The organism is Streptomyces sp. NPDC008238, from assembly GCF_042956445.1.
Classification (GTDB): domain Bacteria; phylum Actinomycetota; class Actinomycetes; order Streptomycetales; family Streptomycetaceae; genus Actinacidiphila.
In genome coordinates, this window is the sequence record NZ_JBIBGK010000008.1 from 162,722 (window position 1) to 181,605 (window position 18,884).

Annotated in this window: 16 protein-coding genes and 1 pseudogene; 12 read left to right on the forward strand and 5 right to left on the reverse strand. The window is 73.9% G+C overall.

Annotated features, from left to right (window positions below; translation table 11 throughout):
- Positions 1 to 145: 145 nt before the first annotated feature.
- Genes ACFZAU_RS19420 through ACFZAU_RS19430 form a run of 3 tightly spaced genes read right to left on the reverse strand, consistent with a single transcriptional unit; the run spans position 146 to position 5,372 of the window.
- Positions 146 to 3,265 (reverse strand): alpha-mannosidase, encoded by a 3,120-nt coding sequence (locus tag ACFZAU_RS19420; RefSeq protein WP_500553172.1) that lies wholly within the window; start codon positions 3,263 to 3,265, stop codon positions 146 to 148.
- 14 nt (positions 3,266 to 3,279) lie between these two features.
- Complete coding sequence (locus tag ACFZAU_RS19425) at positions 3,280 to 4,623, reverse strand: 6-phospho-beta-glucosidase (RefSeq protein WP_500553173.1); 1,344 nt, start codon at positions 4,621 to 4,623, stop codon at positions 3,280 to 3,282.
- A complete protein-coding gene (locus ACFZAU_RS19430) occupies positions 4,620 to 5,372 on the reverse strand; it encodes a DeoR/GlpR family DNA-binding transcription regulator (RefSeq protein ID WP_499600835.1) in 753 nt (250 codons plus the stop codon). Before ACFZAU_RS19430 ends, ACFZAU_RS19425 begins: the two co-directional genes overlap by 4 nt.
- 197 nt (positions 5,373 to 5,569) lie before the next feature.
- Between ACFZAU_RS19430 and ACFZAU_RS19435 the strand changes: the two genes are divergently transcribed.
- The 4 genes from ACFZAU_RS19435 (at position 5,570) to ACFZAU_RS19450 (ending at position 9,769) form a co-directional block, all read left to right on the forward strand.
- A complete protein-coding gene (locus ACFZAU_RS19435; protein WP_500553174.1) occupies positions 5,570 to 6,622 on the forward strand; it encodes a carbohydrate kinase family protein in 1,053 nt (350 codons plus the stop codon).
- 9 nt (positions 6,623 to 6,631) lie between these two features.
- Entirely contained in the window at positions 6,632 to 7,906 is a 1,275-nt protein-coding gene (locus ACFZAU_RS19440) for an ABC transporter substrate-binding protein (RefSeq protein WP_500553175.1), read from the forward strand.
- Between the two features lie 142 nt (positions 7,907 to 8,048).
- Positions 8,049 to 8,933 carry a carbohydrate ABC transporter permease gene (locus tag ACFZAU_RS19445; RefSeq protein WP_499600938.1) on the forward strand — a complete coding sequence of 295 codons (885 nt, stop codon included), beginning with the start codon at positions 8,049 to 8,051 and terminating at the stop codon, positions 8,931 to 8,933.
- Positions 8,930 to 9,769, forward strand: coding sequence for a carbohydrate ABC transporter permease (locus ACFZAU_RS19450; protein ID WP_500553176.1), 840 nt, complete (start codon positions 8,930 to 8,932; stop codon positions 9,767 to 9,769). The genes ACFZAU_RS19445 and ACFZAU_RS19450 overlap by 4 nt, the downstream gene beginning before the upstream one ends.
- 51 nt (positions 9,770 to 9,820) lie before the next feature.
- Here the strand turns inward: ACFZAU_RS19450 and ACFZAU_RS19455 are convergent, their stop codons facing one another.
- The gene (locus ACFZAU_RS19455; protein ID WP_500553177.1) at positions 9,821 to 10,576 is read right to left on the reverse strand and encodes a DUF4097 family beta strand repeat-containing protein; all 756 of its coding nucleotides are present in this window, start codon (positions 10,574 to 10,576) and stop codon (positions 9,821 to 9,823) included.
- A 235-nt stretch (positions 10,577 to 10,811) separates the two neighbouring features.
- Between ACFZAU_RS19455 and ACFZAU_RS19460 the strand changes: the two genes are divergently transcribed.
- The 8 genes from ACFZAU_RS19460 (at position 10,812) to ACFZAU_RS19495 (ending at position 16,262) form a co-directional block, all read left to right on the forward strand.
- Positions 10,812 to 11,276: a Na+/H+ antiporter subunit E gene (locus ACFZAU_RS19460; protein WP_500553178.1), complete on the forward strand. Its 465-nt coding sequence runs from the start codon at positions 10,812 to 10,814 to the stop codon at positions 11,274 to 11,276.
- Positions 11,273 to 11,551, forward strand: a complete 279-nt coding sequence (locus ACFZAU_RS19465; protein WP_499600841.1) for an MrpF/PhaF family protein — start codon at positions 11,273 to 11,275, stop codon at positions 11,549 to 11,551. The genes ACFZAU_RS19460 and ACFZAU_RS19465 overlap by 4 nt, the downstream gene beginning before the upstream one ends.
- Positions 11,548 to 11,850 (forward strand): monovalent cation/H(+) antiporter subunit G, encoded by a 303-nt coding sequence (locus tag ACFZAU_RS19470; protein WP_500553179.1) that lies wholly within the window; start codon positions 11,548 to 11,550, stop codon positions 11,848 to 11,850. The genes ACFZAU_RS19465 and ACFZAU_RS19470 overlap by 4 nt, the downstream gene beginning before the upstream one ends.
- Positions 11,847 to 12,140 carry a Na(+)/H(+) antiporter subunit B gene (locus ACFZAU_RS19475; RefSeq protein WP_499600843.1) on the forward strand — a complete coding sequence of 98 codons (294 nt, stop codon included), beginning with the start codon at positions 11,847 to 11,849 and terminating at the stop codon, positions 12,138 to 12,140. The genes ACFZAU_RS19470 and ACFZAU_RS19475 overlap by 4 nt, the downstream gene beginning before the upstream one ends.
- Positions 12,137 to 12,865 (forward strand): MnhB domain-containing protein, encoded by a 729-nt coding sequence (locus tag ACFZAU_RS19480; RefSeq protein ID WP_500553180.1) that lies wholly within the window; start codon positions 12,137 to 12,139, stop codon positions 12,863 to 12,865. Before ACFZAU_RS19475 ends, ACFZAU_RS19480 begins: the two co-directional genes overlap by 4 nt.
- A complete protein-coding gene (locus ACFZAU_RS19485) occupies positions 12,862 to 13,206 on the forward strand; it encodes a sodium:proton antiporter (protein WP_500553181.1) in 345 nt (114 codons plus the stop codon). Before ACFZAU_RS19480 ends, ACFZAU_RS19485 begins: the two co-directional genes overlap by 4 nt.
- Positions 13,207 to 13,217: 11 nt before the next feature.
- Positions 13,218 to 15,095 (forward strand): complex I subunit 5 family protein, encoded by a 1,878-nt coding sequence (locus ACFZAU_RS19490; RefSeq protein WP_500553182.1) that lies wholly within the window; start codon positions 13,218 to 13,220, stop codon positions 15,093 to 15,095.
- A 294-nt stretch (positions 15,096 to 15,389) separates the two neighbouring features.
- On the forward strand, positions 15,390 to 16,262 hold the full coding sequence (locus ACFZAU_RS19495) for a DMT family protein (RefSeq protein WP_500553183.1): 873 nt from the start codon (positions 15,390 to 15,392) through the stop codon (positions 16,260 to 16,262).
- Between the two features lie 21 nt (positions 16,263 to 16,283).
- Here ACFZAU_RS19495 and ACFZAU_RS19500 read toward each other — a convergent pair.
- Positions 16,284 to 18,662 (reverse strand): annotated as a pseudogene (locus ACFZAU_RS19500) (phosphoketolase family protein); the annotation flags it as partial.
- Positions 18,663 to 18,884 lie beyond the last annotated feature (222 nt).

Consider the following 18,884-nt stretch of genomic DNA (forward strand, 5'->3'; position numbering starts at 1 on the left):
GCGGGGGGTTTTGGGGGGGGGGGGGGCCCCCCCCGGGGGGGGGGGGGGGGGGGCGGGGGGGGGGGGGGGGGGGGGGGCCCCCCCCCCCCGACGGCCCGGAACGGTGGGGCGGCCGGTGGCCGGACCGCTCCGGGCGGTGGGGCGGCTACGCGCTCGGCGTGAGACGCAGGGTGAGGATCTGGAACGGCCGCAGGGCCAGCCGGACCCCGCCGTCGGGCCCGAGCTCCGCCTCCTCCCCCTCCAGCGGGCGTTCCAGCAGGTCCGTGACCTGCACCCGCGCCACGGGGAACGAGGCCCGCAGGGTCGTCGCGGCGCGCCCGCCGAGGGACTCGTACAGCCGGACGACGACGTCGCCGGAGCGGTCGTCGGCGAGCTTGACCGCCTCGATCGCGGCCCGCGTGCCGTCGAGCGTCACCAGGGGCGCCGCCGGCCCGGCGTCCGCGGCCCCGGCGGTGACCCGCAGCGGCAGGTTGAGCTCGTAGCCGCCCGCCACGGCGTCCTCGACGGCCGCGCCGGGCAGCAGCGCGTACGTCATGCGGTGCGGGCCCTGGTCGGCGTGCGGGTCGGGGACGCGGGGCGCGCGGACGAGGCTGAGCCGCAGCGTCGTGGTGGTCCCGCCGTCCTCGCGTGAGGTGCGGCCCACGTCGTGGCCGTAGGTCGAGTCGTTGAGCACGGCCACGCCGTACCCGGGCTCCGCCACGTGCGCCCAGCGGTGGCAGAACACCTCGAAACGGGCCGCGTCCCAGCTGGTGTTGGTGTGGGTGGGCCGGAAGACGTGCCCGAACTGGATCTCGGCCGCGCTGCGGTCGGCGTGCACGTCCAGCGGGAAGGCCGCCTTGAGGATCTTCTCGCTCTCGTGCCAGTCGATCTCCGTGTCGAAGTCGATCCGCGGGCTGCCGGCGCGCAGCCGTACGGTCTGCGCGAGGCGGGAGCCGCCGAAGGACCGCTCGACGCGGATCGCGCCGACGAGCGGGCCCTCCTCGACGACGGTGATCGCGTCCACGGCCGTCAGGTCGGTGTACTGCCGCCGGTAGTGGCGGTCGATGTCCCAGGCGTCCCACTGGTTGGGCAGGTCGGTGTGGAGCCGCAGCAGGTTGCCGCGCTCGCCGGGGGCCAGCACCTCGCGGCCCGCTCGCAGGTCGAACACCGAGGTGAGCAGCCCGTCGTCGTCGAGTTCGACGCGGACCAGCCCGTTGTCCAGGACGCGTTCGGTGACGGTCACCCTCCCGTCCGGCTCGGCCGCCACGACCGGCCCCGCCCCGGAGGCGGGCAGCTCGGCGAAGACCGCCACCCGGCCGTCGGAGAGCGGCTGGCCCTCGGCTCCGTCCGGCGCCGCCGGCACGGCGACGACCTCCGCCCGGGGCCGCGGCGAGGTGTTGAACACCCACGGCGCCGACGGCCCGGTGCCGGGGTCGCCGGCCACCACCGCGGCGGCGCCCGCGGTGACCGCCTCCAGCTCCTCCTTCAGGCGGGCGTAGGTCGCCTCGGCCTCGCGGTGCACCCACGCGATGGAGGAGCCGGGCAGGATGTCGTGGAACTGGTGGAGCAGGACCGTCTTCCACAGCCGGTCGAGGTCCTCGTACGGGTACGCGTACGACGGGTCGCGCAGCGCGGCCGTGGCGGCCCACAGCTCGGCCTCGCGCAGCAGGTGCTCGCCGCGCCGGTTGCCGGACTTGGTGCGGGCCTGGCTGGTGTAGGTGGCGCGGTGCAGCTCCAGGTAGAGCTCGCCGGACCACACCGGGGCGTCCTCGTACTCCGCGCGGGCCTCGCGGAAGAAGGTGTCCGGGTCCTGGACGACGACCTTGGCCGAGCCCTCCAGGTCGCGCAGCCGCCGGGCCTTCTCCAGCATCTCGCGGGTGGGACCGCCCCCGCCGTCGCCGTGGCCGAAGGGGACCAGGGAGCGCGTACCGCCGCCCTTGTCGGCGTAGTTGCGGACGGCGTGGGCCATCTCCTCGCCGGAGAACACCGCGTTGTAGGTGTCGACGGGCGGGAAGTGCGTGAAGATGCGGGTGCCGTCGATGCCCTCCCACCAGAAGGTGTGGTGCGGCATCTTGTTCGTCTGGTTCCACGAGATCTTCTGCGTGAGGAACCACTCCATCCCGGCCAGCCGGGCGATCTGCGGGTAGGCGCCGGTGTAGCCGAAGGAGTCGGGCAGCCACACCCCCCGGCACTCGACGCCGAACTCCTCGGCGAAGAAGCGCTTGCCGTGGATCAGCTGGCGGGCCATCGCCTCGCCGCCCGGCAGGTTGCCGTCGGCCTCCACCCACATGCCGCCGACCGGCACCCAGTTGCCGGCCTTCGCCGCCTCCTGCATGCGCCGGTACACCTCGGGGTTGCGCTCCTTGACCCAGGCGTACTGCTGGGCCTGGGAGCAGGCGAACACCAGCTCCGGGTAGTCGGCCGCGAGCGCGGTGACGTTGCAGAAGGTACGGGCGGTCTTGCGCCTGGTCTCGCGCAGCGGCCACAGCCACGCGCTGTCGATGTGGGCGTGGCCGACCGCGGACAGCGTGTGGGCGCTGGCGTGGGCGGGCCGGGACAGCACCCCGGCGAGTTCGGCGCGGGCCGCGGCGGCGGTGCCGGCGACATCGGCGATGTCGAGGGCGTCGAGCATCCGCTCCAGGGCGCGCAGCAGTTCGTGGCGGCGCGGCTCGGCCGTGGACAGTTCGCGCATCAGCTCACCGGCGACCTCGATGTCGAGGACGAGGTGCCACACGTCCTCGTCGAGGACGGCGAGGTCGGCGCGGGCCATCGTGTACAGCGGCTCGGCGGGGGCGGTGAGCCGGTCGCCGAGCGGGGTCGGCAGGAAGCCCTTGGCCAGGACGTCGGGGTTGGCGGCGGCCTCCAGCAGCAGTTCCACCGGTTCACCGCCGGCCGCGGGATTCGCCACGGGCACGTACTGGTTGCGCGGCTCGATGCCCTTGACCGGGGTGCCGGAGGCGTCGTGGACCAGGGCCTCGGCCTGGCCGCCGGGCCAGTCGCCGATGAAGCCGAGGTCGAAGACGGCCTCCACGCGGCGGCCCGCCCACTCGGCGGGGACGGTGCCCCGGGCGCGTATCCAGCTGGTCGACCAGGGGGTGCCCCAGCGGTCGCCGGTCGCGAAGGGCACGTACTCGGCGGCGAGTGCCTCGCCCACCGGCACCGGTTCGCCCTCCACGTGCCACGCGGTGAGCGTCAGCGGTACCGACGCGCCGTACACCGCGGGGCGGATGCGCTGTTCCAGGACGCGGTCGAGGCGCGCCTCGACCTGCTTGCGGTCGTCGTGCATGGGTGCTGGTCCCCTCAGTCCCGGAGGTAGGCGAGGTCGGGTACGTGCTTGCGGTATCCGTCGAGCAGGCGCCGGGCGACGGCGACGGAGTCGACGAGCGGGTGCAGCGCGAAGGCCCGCAGTGCGGCGGCGCCGTCGCCGGTGGTGGCGGCGGTGATGACGTCGCGCTCGACGGCCTTGACGGCGGTGACCAGGCCGACGGCGTGGCCGGGCAGCGGGTCGCCGACGATGGGGCGGGCCCCGTTGGCGTCCACGTGGCAGGGCACCTCGACGACGGCCTCGGAGTCGAGCGGCTCGAGGGCGCGGCGGTTGCGGACGTTGAGGATCAGCGTGGTGCGCTCGTCGAGGGCGATGGCCCGCATCAGGGCGAGGGCGACCTTCTCGTAGCCGCCGGACTCCAGGTCGCACGAGTCGCGTTCACCGGCCCCCGCGGCCTCGCGGACGTCGGCGCCGTAGGTCGTCTCGCGCTCCAGGCGGGTGGCGTCCCAGGCGGCGAAGGGTTCGGTGCCCGGGGCGCGCATCTTCTCGTAGAAGCGCTGCTGCTGCTCCAGGAGGAAGGCGCCGCGGGTGTGCTCGGCGTCGCGCGCGGCGGCGACGGCCTCGCGGTTGGAGTAGTAGTAGTTCAGGTACTCGTTGGGCACCGAGCCGAGGGTGCGCAGCCAGTCGGCGCCGAAGAGCTTGCCCTCCTCGAAGGAGGTGAGCGCCGCCTCGTCGGCCAGCAGCCGCGGGAGCAGGTCGACCCCGTCCACGCGCACCGCGCGCAGCCAGCCGAGGTGGTTCAGCCCCGCGTAGTCGAACCAGGCCCGGCCGGGGTCGATGCCGAGGGCGCGCGCCACCCGCCTGCCGAGGCCGACCGGCGAGTCGCAGATGCCGATGACGCGGTCGCCGAGGTGGTGGGACATGGCCTCGGTGACCAGGCCGGCGGGGTTGGTGAAGTTGATGACCCAGGCGTCGGGGGCGAGCCGCGCGATGCTGCGGGCGATGTCGACGGCGACGGGGACGGTGCGCAGCCCGTAGGCGATGCCGCCGGCGCCGACCGTCTCCTGACCGAGGACGCCCTCGTCGAGGGCGACGCGCTCGTCGACGACGCGCCCGGCGAGGCCGCCGACGCGGATCGCGGAGAACACGAAGTCGGCGCCGGTGACCGCGTCGTCGAGGTCGGTCGTGACGGTGACCTCGGGCGCGTCGGGGTATCCCTGCGCCTGCTGCCGCAGCACCCGGACGATGGCGTCCAGCCGTGCGGGGTCGAGGTCGTGCAGGGTGACGTGGGTGACCCGGCCCTCCGCGCGGTCCTCCAGCAGGGCGCGGTGGACCAGCGGGACGCGGAAGCCGCCACCGCCGAGAATCGTGAGCTTCATACTTCGACCACCTCCACCCCCGCCTCGCGCAGCGAGGTCCGGGTCGTCGCGTCCGCCGGGGCGTTGGTCACCACGACGTCGATGTCCTCCGGCCCGCACACCCGGGCCATGCCGGTGCCGGGGAACTTCCCGGCGTCCGCCACGAGCAGCACCTGGTCGCTCGCCGCGATCATGGCCCGTTTGACGGGTACCTCCACGGCGGTCGTGTCCAGTATCTGCCCGTCCGGACGGATGCCGCTGGTGCCCATCACCAGCCGGTCGGCCCGGACCTGGCGCAGGTTGTCCTCGGTGAGGAAGCCGACCAGGGAGCGGTACTCGCGGCGCACCACCCCGCCGAGCAGCACCAACTGCACGTCCTTCTCGTCCTGCAGCTCCTCGTAGACCGCGAGGTTGCTGGTGATCACCGTGAGCGAGCGGCCGCGCAGGTGCCGGGCGACCCGCAGCGCGGTCGTCCCGATGTCGAGCAGGACGGTCTCGCCGTCCTGGATGGTCTCGGCGCAGCGGACGGCGATGGCGTCCTTGGCCTCGACGCGGACCGCGGCGACGTCGGGGAACGGGTCGTCCTCGCCGGTCAGCGGGACCGCGCCGCCGTAGACGCGCTTCAGCAGGCCCTCGTCCTCGAGCTGGATGAGGTCGCGGCGGATCGTGGCCTGGCTGGCGCCGATCCGCTCGGCCAGCGCGGTCACCGAGGTGGGGCCGTCCGACCGCAGTGCGCGGAGGATCAGCTCATGTCGTCGGTCGGGGAGCATGCCCCGAACCCTACCCGGGCTCTCTGCAAAGTCAATCAAAGTCGAGCAGGTTTGTGATTGACCCTTGTCAAACCACTGCACAGCATGCAAGCTCTTGCCTACTTCAGGCCAGGGCGTCCCCCCGTCCGGGCCTGGACCGGGGGGACACGAAGCACCGGGCGCGCTCCGCGCCGGTGCCCCTGGAGAGGTAGGTCGCAATGCCGCGGTCGACACACGCCGGCAGCACCCGGGAGGAGGCAGCCGATGTCTTCCTGTCAGGGCTGCTCTTCTTCGACCTGGGTTTCACCGGGCTCCCCTCGGCGCCCACCCCGGGCGCCGAGGTGTGGACCAAGGACATGGGCACCTCCCCCGGCGGGATCGCCAACTTCGCGGTCGCGCTGAGCAGGCTGGGGCTGCGTACGTCGCTGTCCGCGGCCTTCGGCGAGGACCTGCTCGGCACGCACCTGTGGCACGAGCTGTCCGTCGCCGAGGGCGTCGACCTCTCGCGCTCGCGCCGGTTCGCCGGATGGCCGACGCCGGTGACCGTCTCCCTCGCCTACGACGGCGACCGGGCGCTGGTCACCCACGGCCAGGAGCCGCCGCTCGGCCCGGACGCGATGATCGGCGAACCGCCGCCCAGCCGGGCCGCGATCGCCCACATCGGCGCCGAGCCGCTGGAGTGGGTGGGGCGCGCGCACGCCGCGGGCACCCTGGTCTTCGCCGACGTCGGCTGGGACCCCTCGGAGCGCTGGAGCCCGGCGGTACTGGAGCAGCTCGCCCTGTGCCACGCCTTCATGCCCAACGCCGACGAGGCGATGGCCTACACCCGCACCACCACCCCGCGGGCGGCGTTGTCCCGGCTGGCCGACCTGGTACCGCTCGCCGTGGTCACCGACGGCGCCGGGGGCGCCCTGGCGGTGGACTCCTCGACGGGCGAGACGGCGTCGGTGCCGGGCCTCGCGGTGGACGCCGTCGACACCACCGGCGCGGGCGACGTCTTCGGTGCCGGGCTGGTCGCCGCCACCCTGGCCGGCCGGCCGCTCGCCGACCGGCTGCGCTTCGCCAACCTCGTCGCCGCGCTGTCCGTCGGGCGGATCGGGGGCGCCGCCGCCGCACCGGACCTGGCCGCCGTCGGCCGCTGGTGGCGGGCCGTGCGCGACTCCCCCGGCAACGACGGACTGCGCTCCGCGTACGCCTTCCTCGACCACGCCGTGCCGGCCGCCGCGACGACCGCCGCGGGCCCGCACCACGCCGATCAGCCCGAGCAGTAGGAGAACCCCGTGGACCTTTCCCGCAGACGATTCCTGCAGGCGACCGTGCTCACCGCCGCGGCCGCCGGCCTCACCGCCGCGTGCGGCGGAGGCGGCGCGGGCGGCACCAGGAACGGCAAGAACCTCACGCTCTGGTACTGGGGCGGCGGGCTGAGTGACAAGGTTGTCAAGGACGCCGAGGCGCACTTCACCGAGGTGACCCTGAAGTCCGCGCAGATAGGCGGCGACTTCAAGCAGAAGTTGCTCACGACGCTGACCGGCGGCCAGTCGGTGCCCGACATCACCGGCATCAAGGGCGAGGACATGGCCTCGTTCCTGCCCAACGCCAACCGCTTCCTGGACCTGAACGAGCTGGGCTTCAAGGACATCGCCCCGCAGTACCTGGAGTGGAAGACCAAGCTGGCGCGCAGCGAGGACGGCCGGCAGATCGGCTTCCCGATCGACATCGGCCCCACCGCGATGTTCTACCGCGCGGACTTCTTCGAGCAGGCCGGGCTGCCCTCCGAGCCGAGCGAGGTCGCGGCGCAGATCAAGACCTGGGACGACTGGTTGGACGCGGGCCGGGAACTGCACAAGGCGGTGCCGTCGGCGTCGCTGATCAACAGCGCGAGCGCGGTCTTCGACATCGCCGTCGGGCAGGGCACGCAGCGCTTCATCGACGCCGGCAACCACTTCGTCGGCGACCAGGACCACATCCGTGCCGCCTGGGACCTGGCCGTCCGGCCGTACCAGCTGGGGCTCGACGCCAAGATCAACGACAACAGCTGGAACGCGGCCATCGCCAAGGGCACCCTGGCGACCGAACTCGGCGCCGCCTGGCACGCCCTGGACATCTCCTCCGCCGCCCCCGACTCCAAGGGCAAGTGGCGGGTGGCCCCGATGCCGGGCGGCCCGTCCAACCTCGGCGGCTCGTTCCTGGCGCTGCCCCGCCAGTGCCGCAACCCCGAGCAGGCCTTCAAGGTCGTGAGCTGGCTGCTGAGCCCCGCCAACGACGCCCGCGGCTTCGCCGACGCCGCGATCTTCCCGGCCGCCCCCGCCGCGTACGCCATGCCGCAGATGACCTCCGGCGACCCGTACTTCGGCGGCCAGAAGACCATCGACGTCTTCGGGCCGGCCGCCAAGGCGATCCCGGCGGCGTACGAGGCCCCGGCGGACGCGGCCGTCATGGCCACGTTCAAGACCGAGCTGACCAACATCGAGACCAAGGGCAAGAAGCCGGACGACGCGTGGAAGGACGCGGTGGCCCAGGCCAAGCAGATCGCGCAGCGGCAGGGCGTGCGCTGACATGGCGGCGCCTCCGACCACCGGCCCCGGCTCCGTCGCGGTGGGCACCACCGACGGCGGGGCGGGGCGGCCGCGCTTCCGTCCGCGCCGTTCCGCGCCCGCGCACCATCTGCCGCCGGCGCCGCGCGCCGCCCGGCGCGGGGTGCTCTCCTTCTGGCCGCAGTACCTGGCGATCTCGCCGTTCTACCTGGTCTTCGGCGTGTTCATGCTCTGGCCGGTGTTCTACTCGCTCTACCTGGCCTTCCAGCGCTGGGACGGCATCGGCGAGATGCAGTTCGTCGGGTTGCAGCAGTTCCGCTTCCTGATGGACGACCCGGTCTTCTGGCTGTCGATCCGCAACACCCTGGCCATCTGGGTGCTGTCGACGGTGCCGACGCTCTTCGGGGCGCTGGTGCTGGCCACGCTGCTCAACTCGGTGCGGCGCTTCAAGTCCTTCTACCGGATCGCGCTCTTCCTGCCGAACGTCACCTCGATCGTCGCCATCGCGATCTTCTTCGGCGCGGTCTTCAGCAACAACTTCGGCCTGGTCAACGCGATCCTGCACATGGCTGGCCTGCCCGAGGTCCAGTGGATGAGCAATCCGTGGACCATCAAGCTGGTCATCGCGCTGCTGATGACCTGGCAGTGGACCGGCTACAACATGATCATCTACCTGGCGGGGATGCAGGCCATCCCCGGCGAGGTCTACGAGGCGGCGAGGATCGACGGGGCGGGGCCGGTGCGGACCTTCTTCCGCATCACGGTGCCGATCCTGCGTCCGGTCATCCTCTTCACCGTGGTCATCTCGACGGTCAACGGTCTGCAGAGCTTCACCGAACCGCAGGTGCTGTTCGGCAGCAACGCGGCCAACGCCAATCTCGGCGGCCCCGGCCAGGCCGGCCTGACCACGCTGCTCTACTTCTACCAATCCGCGTTCTCCAACAACGACTTCGGCTACGGCGCCGCCATCGTCTGGGCGTTCTTCGTGCTCATCCTGGTGCTCGTCGCCGTCAACTGGCGCCTCGTACAGCGCGGGAGGAAGTCATGACGCGCACCGCACGGTCGCTGCGGCCCAAGGGGCTCTACGCCCACCTCGTGCTGATCGCCGCGGTCCTCGTCTCGATCTTCCCGTTCTACTGGACGATCGTCATGGCGACCAACACCACGCGCGACATCTACCGGACGCCGCCCAAGGTCTCCTTCGGCCCGCACCTGCTGGACAACGTCCGCACGGTGCTCGACAGCGTCGACTTCTTCGGCTCGATGCTCAACACGCTGGCCGTCGCCTGCGTCTCGACCCTGCTCGTGCTCTTCGTCGACTCGATCGCGGCGTTCGCCTTCGCCAAGTTCGACTTCCCCGGACGCAGGTGGCTCTTCGGGGTGCTCCTCGTCTTCATGATGCTGCCGCTGCAGCTGGCGATCATCCCGCAATACCTGATCATGATGCACCTGGGCTGGCTCGGCACGCTCAAGGCGCTCATCCCGCCCGCGCTCGCCAACGCCTTCGGCATCTTCTGGCTGCGCCAGTACATCAGCGGCGGCGTTCCCGACGAACTCCTCGACGCCGCCCGCATGGACGGCTGCGGCTTCCTGCGCCAGTACTGGCACGTGGTGCTGCCCATGATCCGCCCGGCGCTGGCGTTCCTCGGCATCTACGCCTTCGTCAACGCCTGGAACGACTACGTCTGGCCGCTGATCGCCCTGGTCAACCCCGAGCACATCACGCTCCAGGTCGCGCTGGCCCAGCTGAACGTCGGCCGCTCCACCGACTACAGCGTCGTGATGGCCGCCGTGCTGCTCGCCTCGGCGCCCCTGGTGCTGGTCTTCGCGCTCTTCGCGCGGGGCTTCATCGCGGGCGCGACCGAGGGGGCCGTCCGCGGTTGACCGCACGGCTCCCGGGGCACCGCCGTTCGCCGCGGTGCCCCGGGCGGGCGGTCAGCCCGTCCGCACCGTGACCATGCCGTTCCCGGTGGTGGCGGTGATCCTGCGCGCCGACGACGCATCGGTCGGCACGCTCACCTCGCTCATCCCGACGCCGGTCCGGGCGCGCACGTCGTAGGCGGTTCCGGGGGGCACGGTGACGGTGACCATGCCGTTCCCGGTCGTGGTGGTGACCTCCTCCGGCGCGGCCTCGAAGGTCGCCTCCACCGTGCCGTTCTCGCTCGTCAGCGAGGCCCGGCGGGCGCCGAGGGCGGTGCCGGTGACGCCGCCGTTGCCGGTGCCGAGGTCGACCGCGCCGGTGACGCCGTCCGCCTCGACCTGCCCGTTGCGCACCCTGACGCTGACGGGCGTCGAGGCGGGCACCCTGACGACGTAGTCGACCTTGCACGGCCGGCTGTTCCCGCACCCGGAGCCGGTCAGCCTCAAGGTGCCGCCCTCGACCCGATGGCGGGTGGCCGGCTTCACGGCGCCGTACTCCAGGGTCTCGGTCACCGACATCGGCCCGCTGCCCACGGTGATCCGCACGGAACCGTTCTCGTTGCGCACGTCGAGCGCCTTCGCGCCGGAGATCTCGTAGGAGCGCGGGGAGGACCCGTCGGTCGCGCCGCCGGGCGACCCCTTCCCCGAGGGGACGGCGGAGCCGGTGACGTCGGCACCGGGTGCCCCGTCGCCGCCCGCGTCGCAGGACGCCAGGAACCCCGTCGCCGCGAGTGCCAGGACGACCGCCACCGCGCGCCAACTCTTCACCACTGCCTTCTCCTTGCACGTCGTCAACCATCGCCCCATGCGGAGCATATAGCTACAAAGGGGGCATTCCCGATCCCCCGATGGGGTGACTGGCCCGCCGATGCGCGGGTACACGCGCTTCGACCGCGGTGCGGCGAACGGGTGGCAGCGGCCACGCGGGCGGCGCGCGGGGCGGGCCCCCGGCGCCGCGGCCGGTAGACCTGGCGGGCGGGGCGGCGGACGGGAACGGGAGGGCAGGATGCGGCGCAGGGCGGCCGAGGTGACGGGGTGGCTGCTCGTGCTGCTCGCCCTGTACGTGGTGCTGATCGGGCCGGTCACGGTGCTGGAGGTCGCGGTCGGCGCGGCCGGCGCGCTGCTGGCCGGCATCGCCACGCGCACGGTGCGGACGGCCTCCGGCGCGACGCCGGGCGGTGCGCGGCACGCGGCGCGTGCGGTACGCGCCTGGCCGGGCGCGGTGCTCACGGAGACCTGGCAACTGGCCGTCGCCGCCTTCGGCGGGCGGGCCCACCGCGGCGGGCTGCAGACGCTGCGGCTGCCCGAGGGCGTGGGGGCGGGATGGGCGACGGCGATGCTGTCCGCCACCCCGGGCACCCTCGTGGTGGACGTCGACGACAGCGGCGAACGCGTCGTCACGGTGCACCGGCTCGGCGCCGGGACGTCGGCGATGGAGCGCGCGCTGGGGGCCGAGGAGGTACGGGGATGAACGCCTGGCTGATCGCGGCCACCGTGCTCATGGCCGCCGGGCTCGGCCCGTGCGCCTGGCTGGCGCTGCGCGGGCCGGCGCACGTCCGGCTCGCCGGCACGAGCCTGGCGACGACTCTTGTGGCGGTCGTCTTCCTGCTGCTGGCCCAGGGGTTCGGGCGCTCCTCGTACACCGATCTCGCGCTGGTGCTCGCCGTACTGGGTCCGGTGGGCACCCTGGTCTTCACCCGCTTCCTGGCCGGGGAGCCGCACGAGGGCGGCGGTGCGGCGACATGACGGCCCGTCACGTCATCGCGCTGGCCCTGCTGGTCGCGGGCTGCGCGGTGCTCCTGCTGTCCGCCGCGGCGCTGGTCCTGCTGCCCGGCCCCTACCGCCGCCTGCACGCCCTCTCCCCCGCCGGCGCGCTCGGCGCCCCCCTGGTGGCGCTGGCCCTCGCGGTGGAGACGGGACCGGGCCGGGCCGCCCTGAAGCTGCTGTTCGTCGGGCTGCTGCTGGCCGCCGGCGGCACCGTGACCACGATGGCGCTCGGGCGGCTGACCGTGCGCATGGACGAGCGAAGGGAACCCTCCACGTGACGGGCACCGATGCGCCGGCCGTGATCGCGCTCCTGCTGGTGGCGGTCACCGCCACGGCGGCCGTACTGACCCGCGACCCGGTGCGGCAGTCCGTCGTCCTGGCCTTCCTGGGCCTGGCGCTCGCGCTGCTGTTCACCGTGTTCCAGGCCCCCGACGTGGCGCTGTCGCAACTGGCCGTCGGCTCGGTTCTGACGCCGCTGCTGATCCTGCTCACCGTGCGCCGGGTCCGGCGCGGGCCCGCGGCCGAGCGGGACGGGCGGACCGGGCGGCGCGGGCGGGACGGCCGGTGAGCCGCGCCACGCGGATCCGGCTGTTCGCCGTCGCCGCCGCGGTGCTGTTCGCGGGCTGGGCACTGGCCTGTGCCGAACTGCCCCCGTTCGGCGGTGACGTCCACCCCTACGGCGAGCGGGCGGTCTCCGCGGCCCTGTCCCGGCACACGGCGAACGTGGTCTCCTCGGTCAACTTCGACCAGCGGGCCTTCGACACCCTCGGCGAGGAGTCGGTGCTGTTCGCGGCGGTCCTGGGGGCCACCGTGCTGCTGCGGCTGGCCCGCGACGAGCGCAAGGTCGGCCCGGCGCCCCGGTCGGTGCTGCCGGCCACGCGGCTGTTCGGCGCGCTGCTGCTGCCGGTGGCGCTGCTGACCGGCTGGTACGTCGTCGCGCACGGCCAGTTGAGCCCCGGCGGCGGCTTCCAGGGCGGGGTGGTGCTGGCCGCGGGCCTGCACCTTGCGTACGTGGCCGCCGACTACCGGGTGCTGGGCCGGGTGCGCCCGCTGGCCGTCCTGGAGGTGACGGACGCCCTCGCGGCGGCGGCGTTCACCGCGCTGGGGCTGGTGGGGCTGGCGGTGGCCGGCGCGTACCTGGCCAACACGCTGCCGCTGGGGACCTTCCGCGACCTGGCCTCCGGCGGGCTCGTGCCGCTGATCAACGCCGCCGTCGGGGTGGAGGTGGGCTCGGGCGTCGTCGTCCTGCTCGCCTCCTTCCTCGACCAGGCCGTGGAGGTGACCGACAAGTGAGCGTGCTGCCCTACCTCGTGGCGGGCTGGGTCTTCCTGGCCGGCATGTACGGGCTGGTGACCAGCCGTGACCTCATCCAGGCCGTGGGCTGCCTCAGCGTCGCCCAGGCCGGGACGTACGTGCTGCTGCTGGCCGTCGGCTACCGGCGCGGCGGCACCGCCCCCGTCTTCTCCGACGCCTCCGTGCACACCCCGGTCGTCGATCCGGTCGTGCAGGCGCTGACCCTGACCGACGTCGTGGTGGGCGCGGTGGTGACCGCGCTGCTGCTCAGCCTCGTCATCCAACTGCGCAAGCGGCACGGCACCCTGGACCCGGAGTCGCTCACCGGGCTGAAGGGCTGAGGGCGCCGACCGTGGGGCCGGACGCCCTGCTGCCGCTGGCCGTCGCCGTTCCGCTGCTCGGCGCGGTCCTGCTGGCCGTGTGCGGCCGATGGCTGCCGCGGCTGGGCTGCGACCTGCTGGCGACGGTCTGCGCCGCGGCGGAGGTGCTGGTCGTGGCGGCGCTGTGGACGCGGGCGGGCGACGGGCTGTCCGTGGCGTGGCTCGGCGGCTGGCGGCCGCAGGCCCCGGGCGGCCACGGCGTCGGCGTCGTCCTCGCCGCGGACCGGGTGGGCGGCGGGATCGCGCTGCTCGCCGCGGTCCTGGTGCTGGCGGTGGTCGTGTACTCGTGGCGCTACTACGCCGAGCCGGGCGGCGACCACGCGGGCAACTTCCCCGCACTGCTGCTGCTCTTCGAGGCGGGCATGTGCGGCTTCGCCCTCACCGGGGACCTCTTCGACGCCTTCGTCTTCTTCGAGCTGATGGGCGTGGTCGCGTACGCCCTGACCGGCTACCGCATCGAGGACCCCCGGCCGCTGCAGGGCGCGCTGACCTTCGGCCTGGTCAACTCGCTCGGCGCGTACGCCTCCCTGATGGGCATCGGCCTGCTGTACGCGCGCACGGGCGAGCTGGGCTTCGCCGCGATCGGCCGCGAACTGGCCCGGAACGACGGGCCGGACGCCCTGGTGGTGTGCGGTTTCGTGCTGGTCGTGACGGGGCTGCTGGTGAAGGCCGCGATGGTGCCCTTCCACCTGTGGCTGCCCGACGCGCACGCCGTCGCGCCGACCCCGGTGTGCATGCTGCTGTCGGGCGTGATGGTCGAACTGGGCGTCTACGGGGTCACCCGCGTCTACTGGGCGGTGTTCTCCGGACCCGGCGGCATCCCGCCGCACGCGCTGCGCGACACCCTGACGGCCTTCGGGGTGCTGACGGCGCTGGTGGGGGCGGTGATGTGCTGGCAGCAGCGGCACCTCAAGCGGCTGCTGGCCTTCTCCACCGTCTCGCACGTGGGCCTGTTCCTGGTGGGCGTCGCCACGCTCACCCCGCTGGGCACGGCGGGAACCGCCGTGTACGTCGCCGGACACGCCGGGGCCAAGGCCGCCCTGTTCGGCCTGAGCGGGGTGCTGCTGGACCGGTACGGCTCGGTCGACGAGCGCGGGCTGCACGGAAAGGCCCGCGAACTGGTGCTGCCGGGCGCGCTCTTCCTGCTGGCCGGGCTGGTGCTCGCGGGGCTGCCGCCGTTCGGGACGGGGCTGGGGAAGGCGCTGGCGGAGGACGCGGCGGCGCACTGGCTGGGGTGGCTGCCCGCCGTGTACCTCGTGGCCTCGGCGGTGACCGGCGGCGCCGTGCTGCGTGCCGCGCTGCGCGTCTTCCGCGGTGCCGGGCCGCTTCCCCCGGCCCACCCCGGCGGGCCGGAGACCAGCGGCGAGGGCGAGGAGCCGGAGATCCGCGGGCCGCGCCGGGTCGTGCCGGTGATGATGGTCGCCGTCCCGGCGCTGCTGCTGCTCGGCAGCCTCGCGGTCGGCCTCGTGCCCGCGGTGGGCGCCTCCCTGGCCCGTTCCGCGACGGGGTTCACCGACCACGCCGGCTACGCGGCCGCGACGCTCGGCCCGCCGGGGGCGGCCGCGCCCACCGGGGTCCCGCCGGAGGCCGGATGGACCCCGGAGGGCGTGCTGCTGGGTCTGCTGTCCACGGCCGCCGCCGCCGCGTTGGCGGCGGCCGCCGTGTGGGGCCCGGCTGCCTCCGGCGCCCTGGCGCGGCGCGCCCGCACCGCCGCCTCCGCGGTGACCCGTACGGCCGTGGTGCCGCTGCGCCGGCTGCACTCGGGACTGCCCGGCGACTCCGTCGCCTGGCTGACGGTCGGCGTCGCCGTACTGCTGGTGGCCTTCGGCGCCCAGGCGGGCGGCGGCTGAGACGTCACGCGCGCACCACCGCGCTCCCCAGCGTCCCGTCCGCGCACCCGAGAGGCACCGGGGAACCCGCCATGAGGCCCACCGAAGGCGGCGGTCCGGCAGAGCGCGCAACGGAGAAGCGGGTCGAGGCGTTCGGGACCCGCGTGTCGTTCTGCGTCGGGACCGGGCGCTCGTGCGGGGCACCGGGGCCGCAGGGGGCCGACGCCACCGCGGAGCGGCCCGCCGGGCGCGGTGCGGGGATGTGACGCGTGGCGGTCGTACCGGGCGGCCGCCCTGGGCGGTTACGGTCCGTGCATGGGACCGGGTATCGCGTTCGCGCTGTGTGCCGCCGTGCTGATGGGCACCGCGACGGTGCTCCAGGCCATGGGCGCGCGCCGGGCCGCCGCGGCCGCGCCGGGGGCGCCGTGCGCGGGGGCGCGGACGCTGGTGCGGGCGCTGCGCTGCTGGCCGTTCGTCGCGGGTGTCGGGATGGACGCGCTGGGTTTCGCGGCGGAGCTGGTCGCGCTGCGGTCCGTCGCGCTGTTCGTGGTCGAGGCGGCGCTGGCGTCCTCCCTCGCCGTCACCGCGGTCGTGGCGGCGGTGCTGCTGAAGGTGCGGCTGCGCGCGGCGGAGTGGACGGCCGTCGGCGCGGTGTGCCTCGGACTCGCGGTGCTGGCCGTCTCCGCGGGCCGGGACGGCGGGAGCGAGGGCGACCCGCCGCTGCGGCTGGCGATCCTCGTGACGGCCGTGGTCCTGGCGGTCGCCGGGCGGGTCGTGGAGCGCCGTGCGAAGCGGAGCCGGGCGGCGGTGCTCGGCGCCGTGGCCGGACTCGCGTTCGGCGTCGTGGCGGTGGCGGTGCGGATGCTGATCGGGTTCGCGCCGGGCGAGCTGCTCGCGGACCCGGCGACGTACGCCGTCGTCATCTCGGGCGTCACCGGCTTCGTCTTCCTCGTCGACGCCCTCGCCGCGGGCTCGGTCACCGCGGCGACGGCGGCGATGGTCATCACCGAGTCGCTGTGGCCCGCGCTCTTCGGCGTGGTGTGGCTGGGGGACTCCACGCGGCACGACCGGGCCCCGCTCGCCGTGCTCGGCTTCGCGCTGTCGATCGCGGGCGCGCTGGCCCTGGCCCGGTTCGGGGAGGCGGAGCAGGACGTGCCGCCCGCGTCGGCCGCGGGCGGCACGCCGTAGGACCGGCCGCCGGCAGGCCGGTCAGCGCCCGGGCCACGTCCAGTCGGCGACCTCCGGCAGGTCCGTGCCGTGCTCGCGGATCCACGCGTGGTGCCGCAGCCGTGCGTCCTCCATCAGTTGCCGCACGGGCGCGGCCCGGACCGCGAGTCCCGGCACCCGGTCGATGACGTCCATGACCAGCCGGAAGCGGTCGAGGTCGTTGCGGACGACCATGTCGAAGGGCGTGGTCGTGGTCCCGATCTCCTTGTAGCCGCGCACGTGCAGGTGGGGGTGGCCGGCACGGCGGTAGGCGAGGCGGTGGATGAGCCACGGGTAGCCGTGGTACGCGAAGATCACCGGCTTGTCGCGGGTGAAGAGCGCGTCGTAGTCCGGGTCGGCCATGCCGTGCGGGTGCTCGTCCTTGGGCAGCAGCCGGGCCAGGTCGACCACGTTGACCACCCGCACCGCCAGCTCCGGCAAGTGACGGCGGATCAGCGAGGCGGCGGCCAGCACCTCCTGGGTGGGCACGTCCCCCGCGCAGGCGAGGACGACGTCCGGCTCGCGGGTGCCGTCCTCCGTCCCCGCCCACTGCCACACGCCGGCGCCGCGGGCGCAGTGGGCGCGGGCGGTGTCGAGGTCGAGCCAGTCGAAGCAGGGCTGCTTGCCGGCGACGACGACGTTGACGTAGTCGCGGCTGTGCAGCACGTGTTCGGCGGTCGACAGCAGGGTGTTGGTGTCCGGCGGCAGGTAGACGCGTACGACCTCGGGCGCCTTGTTGAGGATGTGGTCGATGAAGCCGGGGTCCTGGTGGGAGAAGCCGTTGTGGTCCTGCCGCCACACGTGCGAGGTGAGCAGGTAGTTCAGCGAGGCGATGGGCCTGCGCCAGGCCAGTTTCCGGGTGGTGCGCAGCCACTTGACGTGCTGGTTGACCATCGAGTCGACGATGTGGACGAAGGCCTCGTAGCAGGAGAACAGCCCGTGCCTGCCGGTGAGGAGGTAGCCCTCCAGCCAGCCCTGGCAGGTGTGCTCGGAGAGGATCTCCATGACGCGGCCGTGCCGGTCGAGGTGTTCGTCGACGGGGAGGACCTCGGCCTGCCATGCCTTGCCGCTGGCCTCGTAGACGGCCTGGAGCCGGTTGGAGGCGGTCTCGTCGGGGCCGACGAGCCGGAAGTCGCGGCGTCCGGCGGTGTCGGCCATGACGCGTTCCAGCAGGCCGCCGAGGACCCGGGTCGGCTCGTGCAGGGTCGAACCGGGCTTGTCGACCTCGACGGCGAACCGCTCCAGCGGCGGCACGGGCAGGTCGCGCAGCAGCAGCCCGCCGTTGGCGTACGGGGTGGCACCGAGCCGCAGGTCGCCCTCGGGGACGCAGGCCAGCACCTGTGCGGTGGGCGCGCCGTGCTCGTCGAACAGCTCCTGCGGCCGGTAGGAGCGCATCCACTCCTCGAGCTGCCGCAGGTGCTGCGGGTTGTCGCGGACCGCGGCCAACGGCACCTGGTGGGCGCGCCAGGTGCCCTCCACGGGCAGGCCGTCGACCTCGGCCGGCCCGGTCCACCCCTTGGGGGTGCGCAGCACGATCACGGGCCAGCGCGGACGCCCGCGCCCCCCGCCGTCGCGCCCCCCGCCCTCGCGGGCGGCGCCCTGGATCTCCGCGATGCGGTCCAGGGCGGTGTCCATCGCCTCGGCCATCGCCGCGTGCACGGCCCGTGGTTCGTCCCCGGTGACGTGCAGCGGCTCGTGGCCGTAGCCGCGCAGCAGTTCGTCGAGCTCGCTCTCCGGGATCCGGGCGAGCACGGCCGGGTTGGCGATCTTGTAGCCGTTCAGGTGCAGGACGGGCAGGACGGCCCCGTCGTGGACGGGGTCGAGGAACTTGTTGGAGTGCCAGGACGCGGCGAGCGGGCCGGTCTCGGCCTCGCCGTCGCCGATGACGCAGGTGACGACGAGCCCGGGGTGGTCGAAGGCGGCGCCGTAGGCGTGCGAGAGCGAGTAGCCCAGCTCACCGCCCTCGTGGATCGAGCCGGGGGTCTCCGGTGCGACGTGGCTCGGCACGCCCCCGGGGAAGGAGAACTGCCGGAACAGCCGGTGCATGCCCTCCGCGTCGCGCGGGACGTCGGGGTAGGTCCGCGAGTACGTGCCCTCCAGCCACGAGTTCGCGAGGACGGCCGGGCCGCCGTGCCCCGGTCCCCAGACGGCGAGTGCCCGCTGCCCGCGGGCCTTGATCACCCGGTTGAGGTGGGTGTGGACGAGGTTCAGGCCGGGCGAGGTGCCCCAGTGGCCGAGCAGCCGTGGCTTGATGTGCTCGGGGCGGAGCGGCTCGGTCAGGAGCGGATTGGCCATCAGGTAGATCTGGCCGACGGCCAGGTAGTTCGCGGCGCGCCAATGGGCGTCGAGGGTGCGGAGCTCCTCGTCGTGCACGGCTTCCTCCGGGACATCGGGTACGGGAGACCTCTCCTTCCCAGACTCGGCATTCCCGGTGACGGACCGCTAGGGCCGGACGGGGCCTCTTCGGGGCCGTCCGGACGCCGGCGCGATGTCCGACCCGGGCCCTGATGTGGAGTGCGCGTGCCGTAGGAGGAGGCAGGGAAGATCACGGATTGAGCGGATCCGGGCGAACCGGACCGCTTTCGGCGCATCCCCGGCACGGCG

Excerpts from the sequence above, each read along its gene's own strand:
- ACFZAU_RS19450 (WP_500553176.1), top strand. The coding sequence starts at position 8,930 with ATGACGCGCACCGCACGGTCGCTGCGGCCCAAGGGGCTCTACGCCCAC.
- ACFZAU_RS19495 (WP_500553183.1), top strand. The coding sequence starts at position 15,390 with ATGGGACCGGGTATCGCGTTCGCGCTGTGTGCCGCCGTGCTGATGGGC.
- ACFZAU_RS19430 (WP_499600835.1), bottom strand. The coding sequence starts at position 5,372 with ATGCTCCCCGACCGACGACATGAGCTGATCCTCCGCGCACTGCGGTCG.
- ACFZAU_RS19425 (WP_500553173.1), bottom strand. The coding sequence starts at position 4,623 with ATGAAGCTCACGATTCTCGGCGGTGGCGGCTTCCGCGTCCCGCTGGTC.
- ACFZAU_RS19420 (WP_500553172.1), bottom strand. The coding sequence starts at position 3,265 with ATGCACGACGACCGCAAGCAGGTCGAGGCGCGCCTCGACCGCGTCCTG.
- ACFZAU_RS19470 (WP_500553179.1), top strand. The coding sequence starts at position 11,548 with ATGACGGCCCGTCACGTCATCGCGCTGGCCCTGCTGGTCGCGGGCTGC.
- ACFZAU_RS19460 (WP_500553178.1), top strand. The coding sequence starts at position 10,812 with ATGCGGCGCAGGGCGGCCGAGGTGACGGGGTGGCTGCTCGTGCTGCTC.
- ACFZAU_RS19465 (WP_499600841.1), top strand. The coding sequence starts at position 11,273 with ATGAACGCCTGGCTGATCGCGGCCACCGTGCTCATGGCCGCCGGGCTC.
- ACFZAU_RS19435 (WP_500553174.1), top strand. The coding sequence starts at position 5,570 with ATGCCGCGGTCGACACACGCCGGCAGCACCCGGGAGGAGGCAGCCGAT.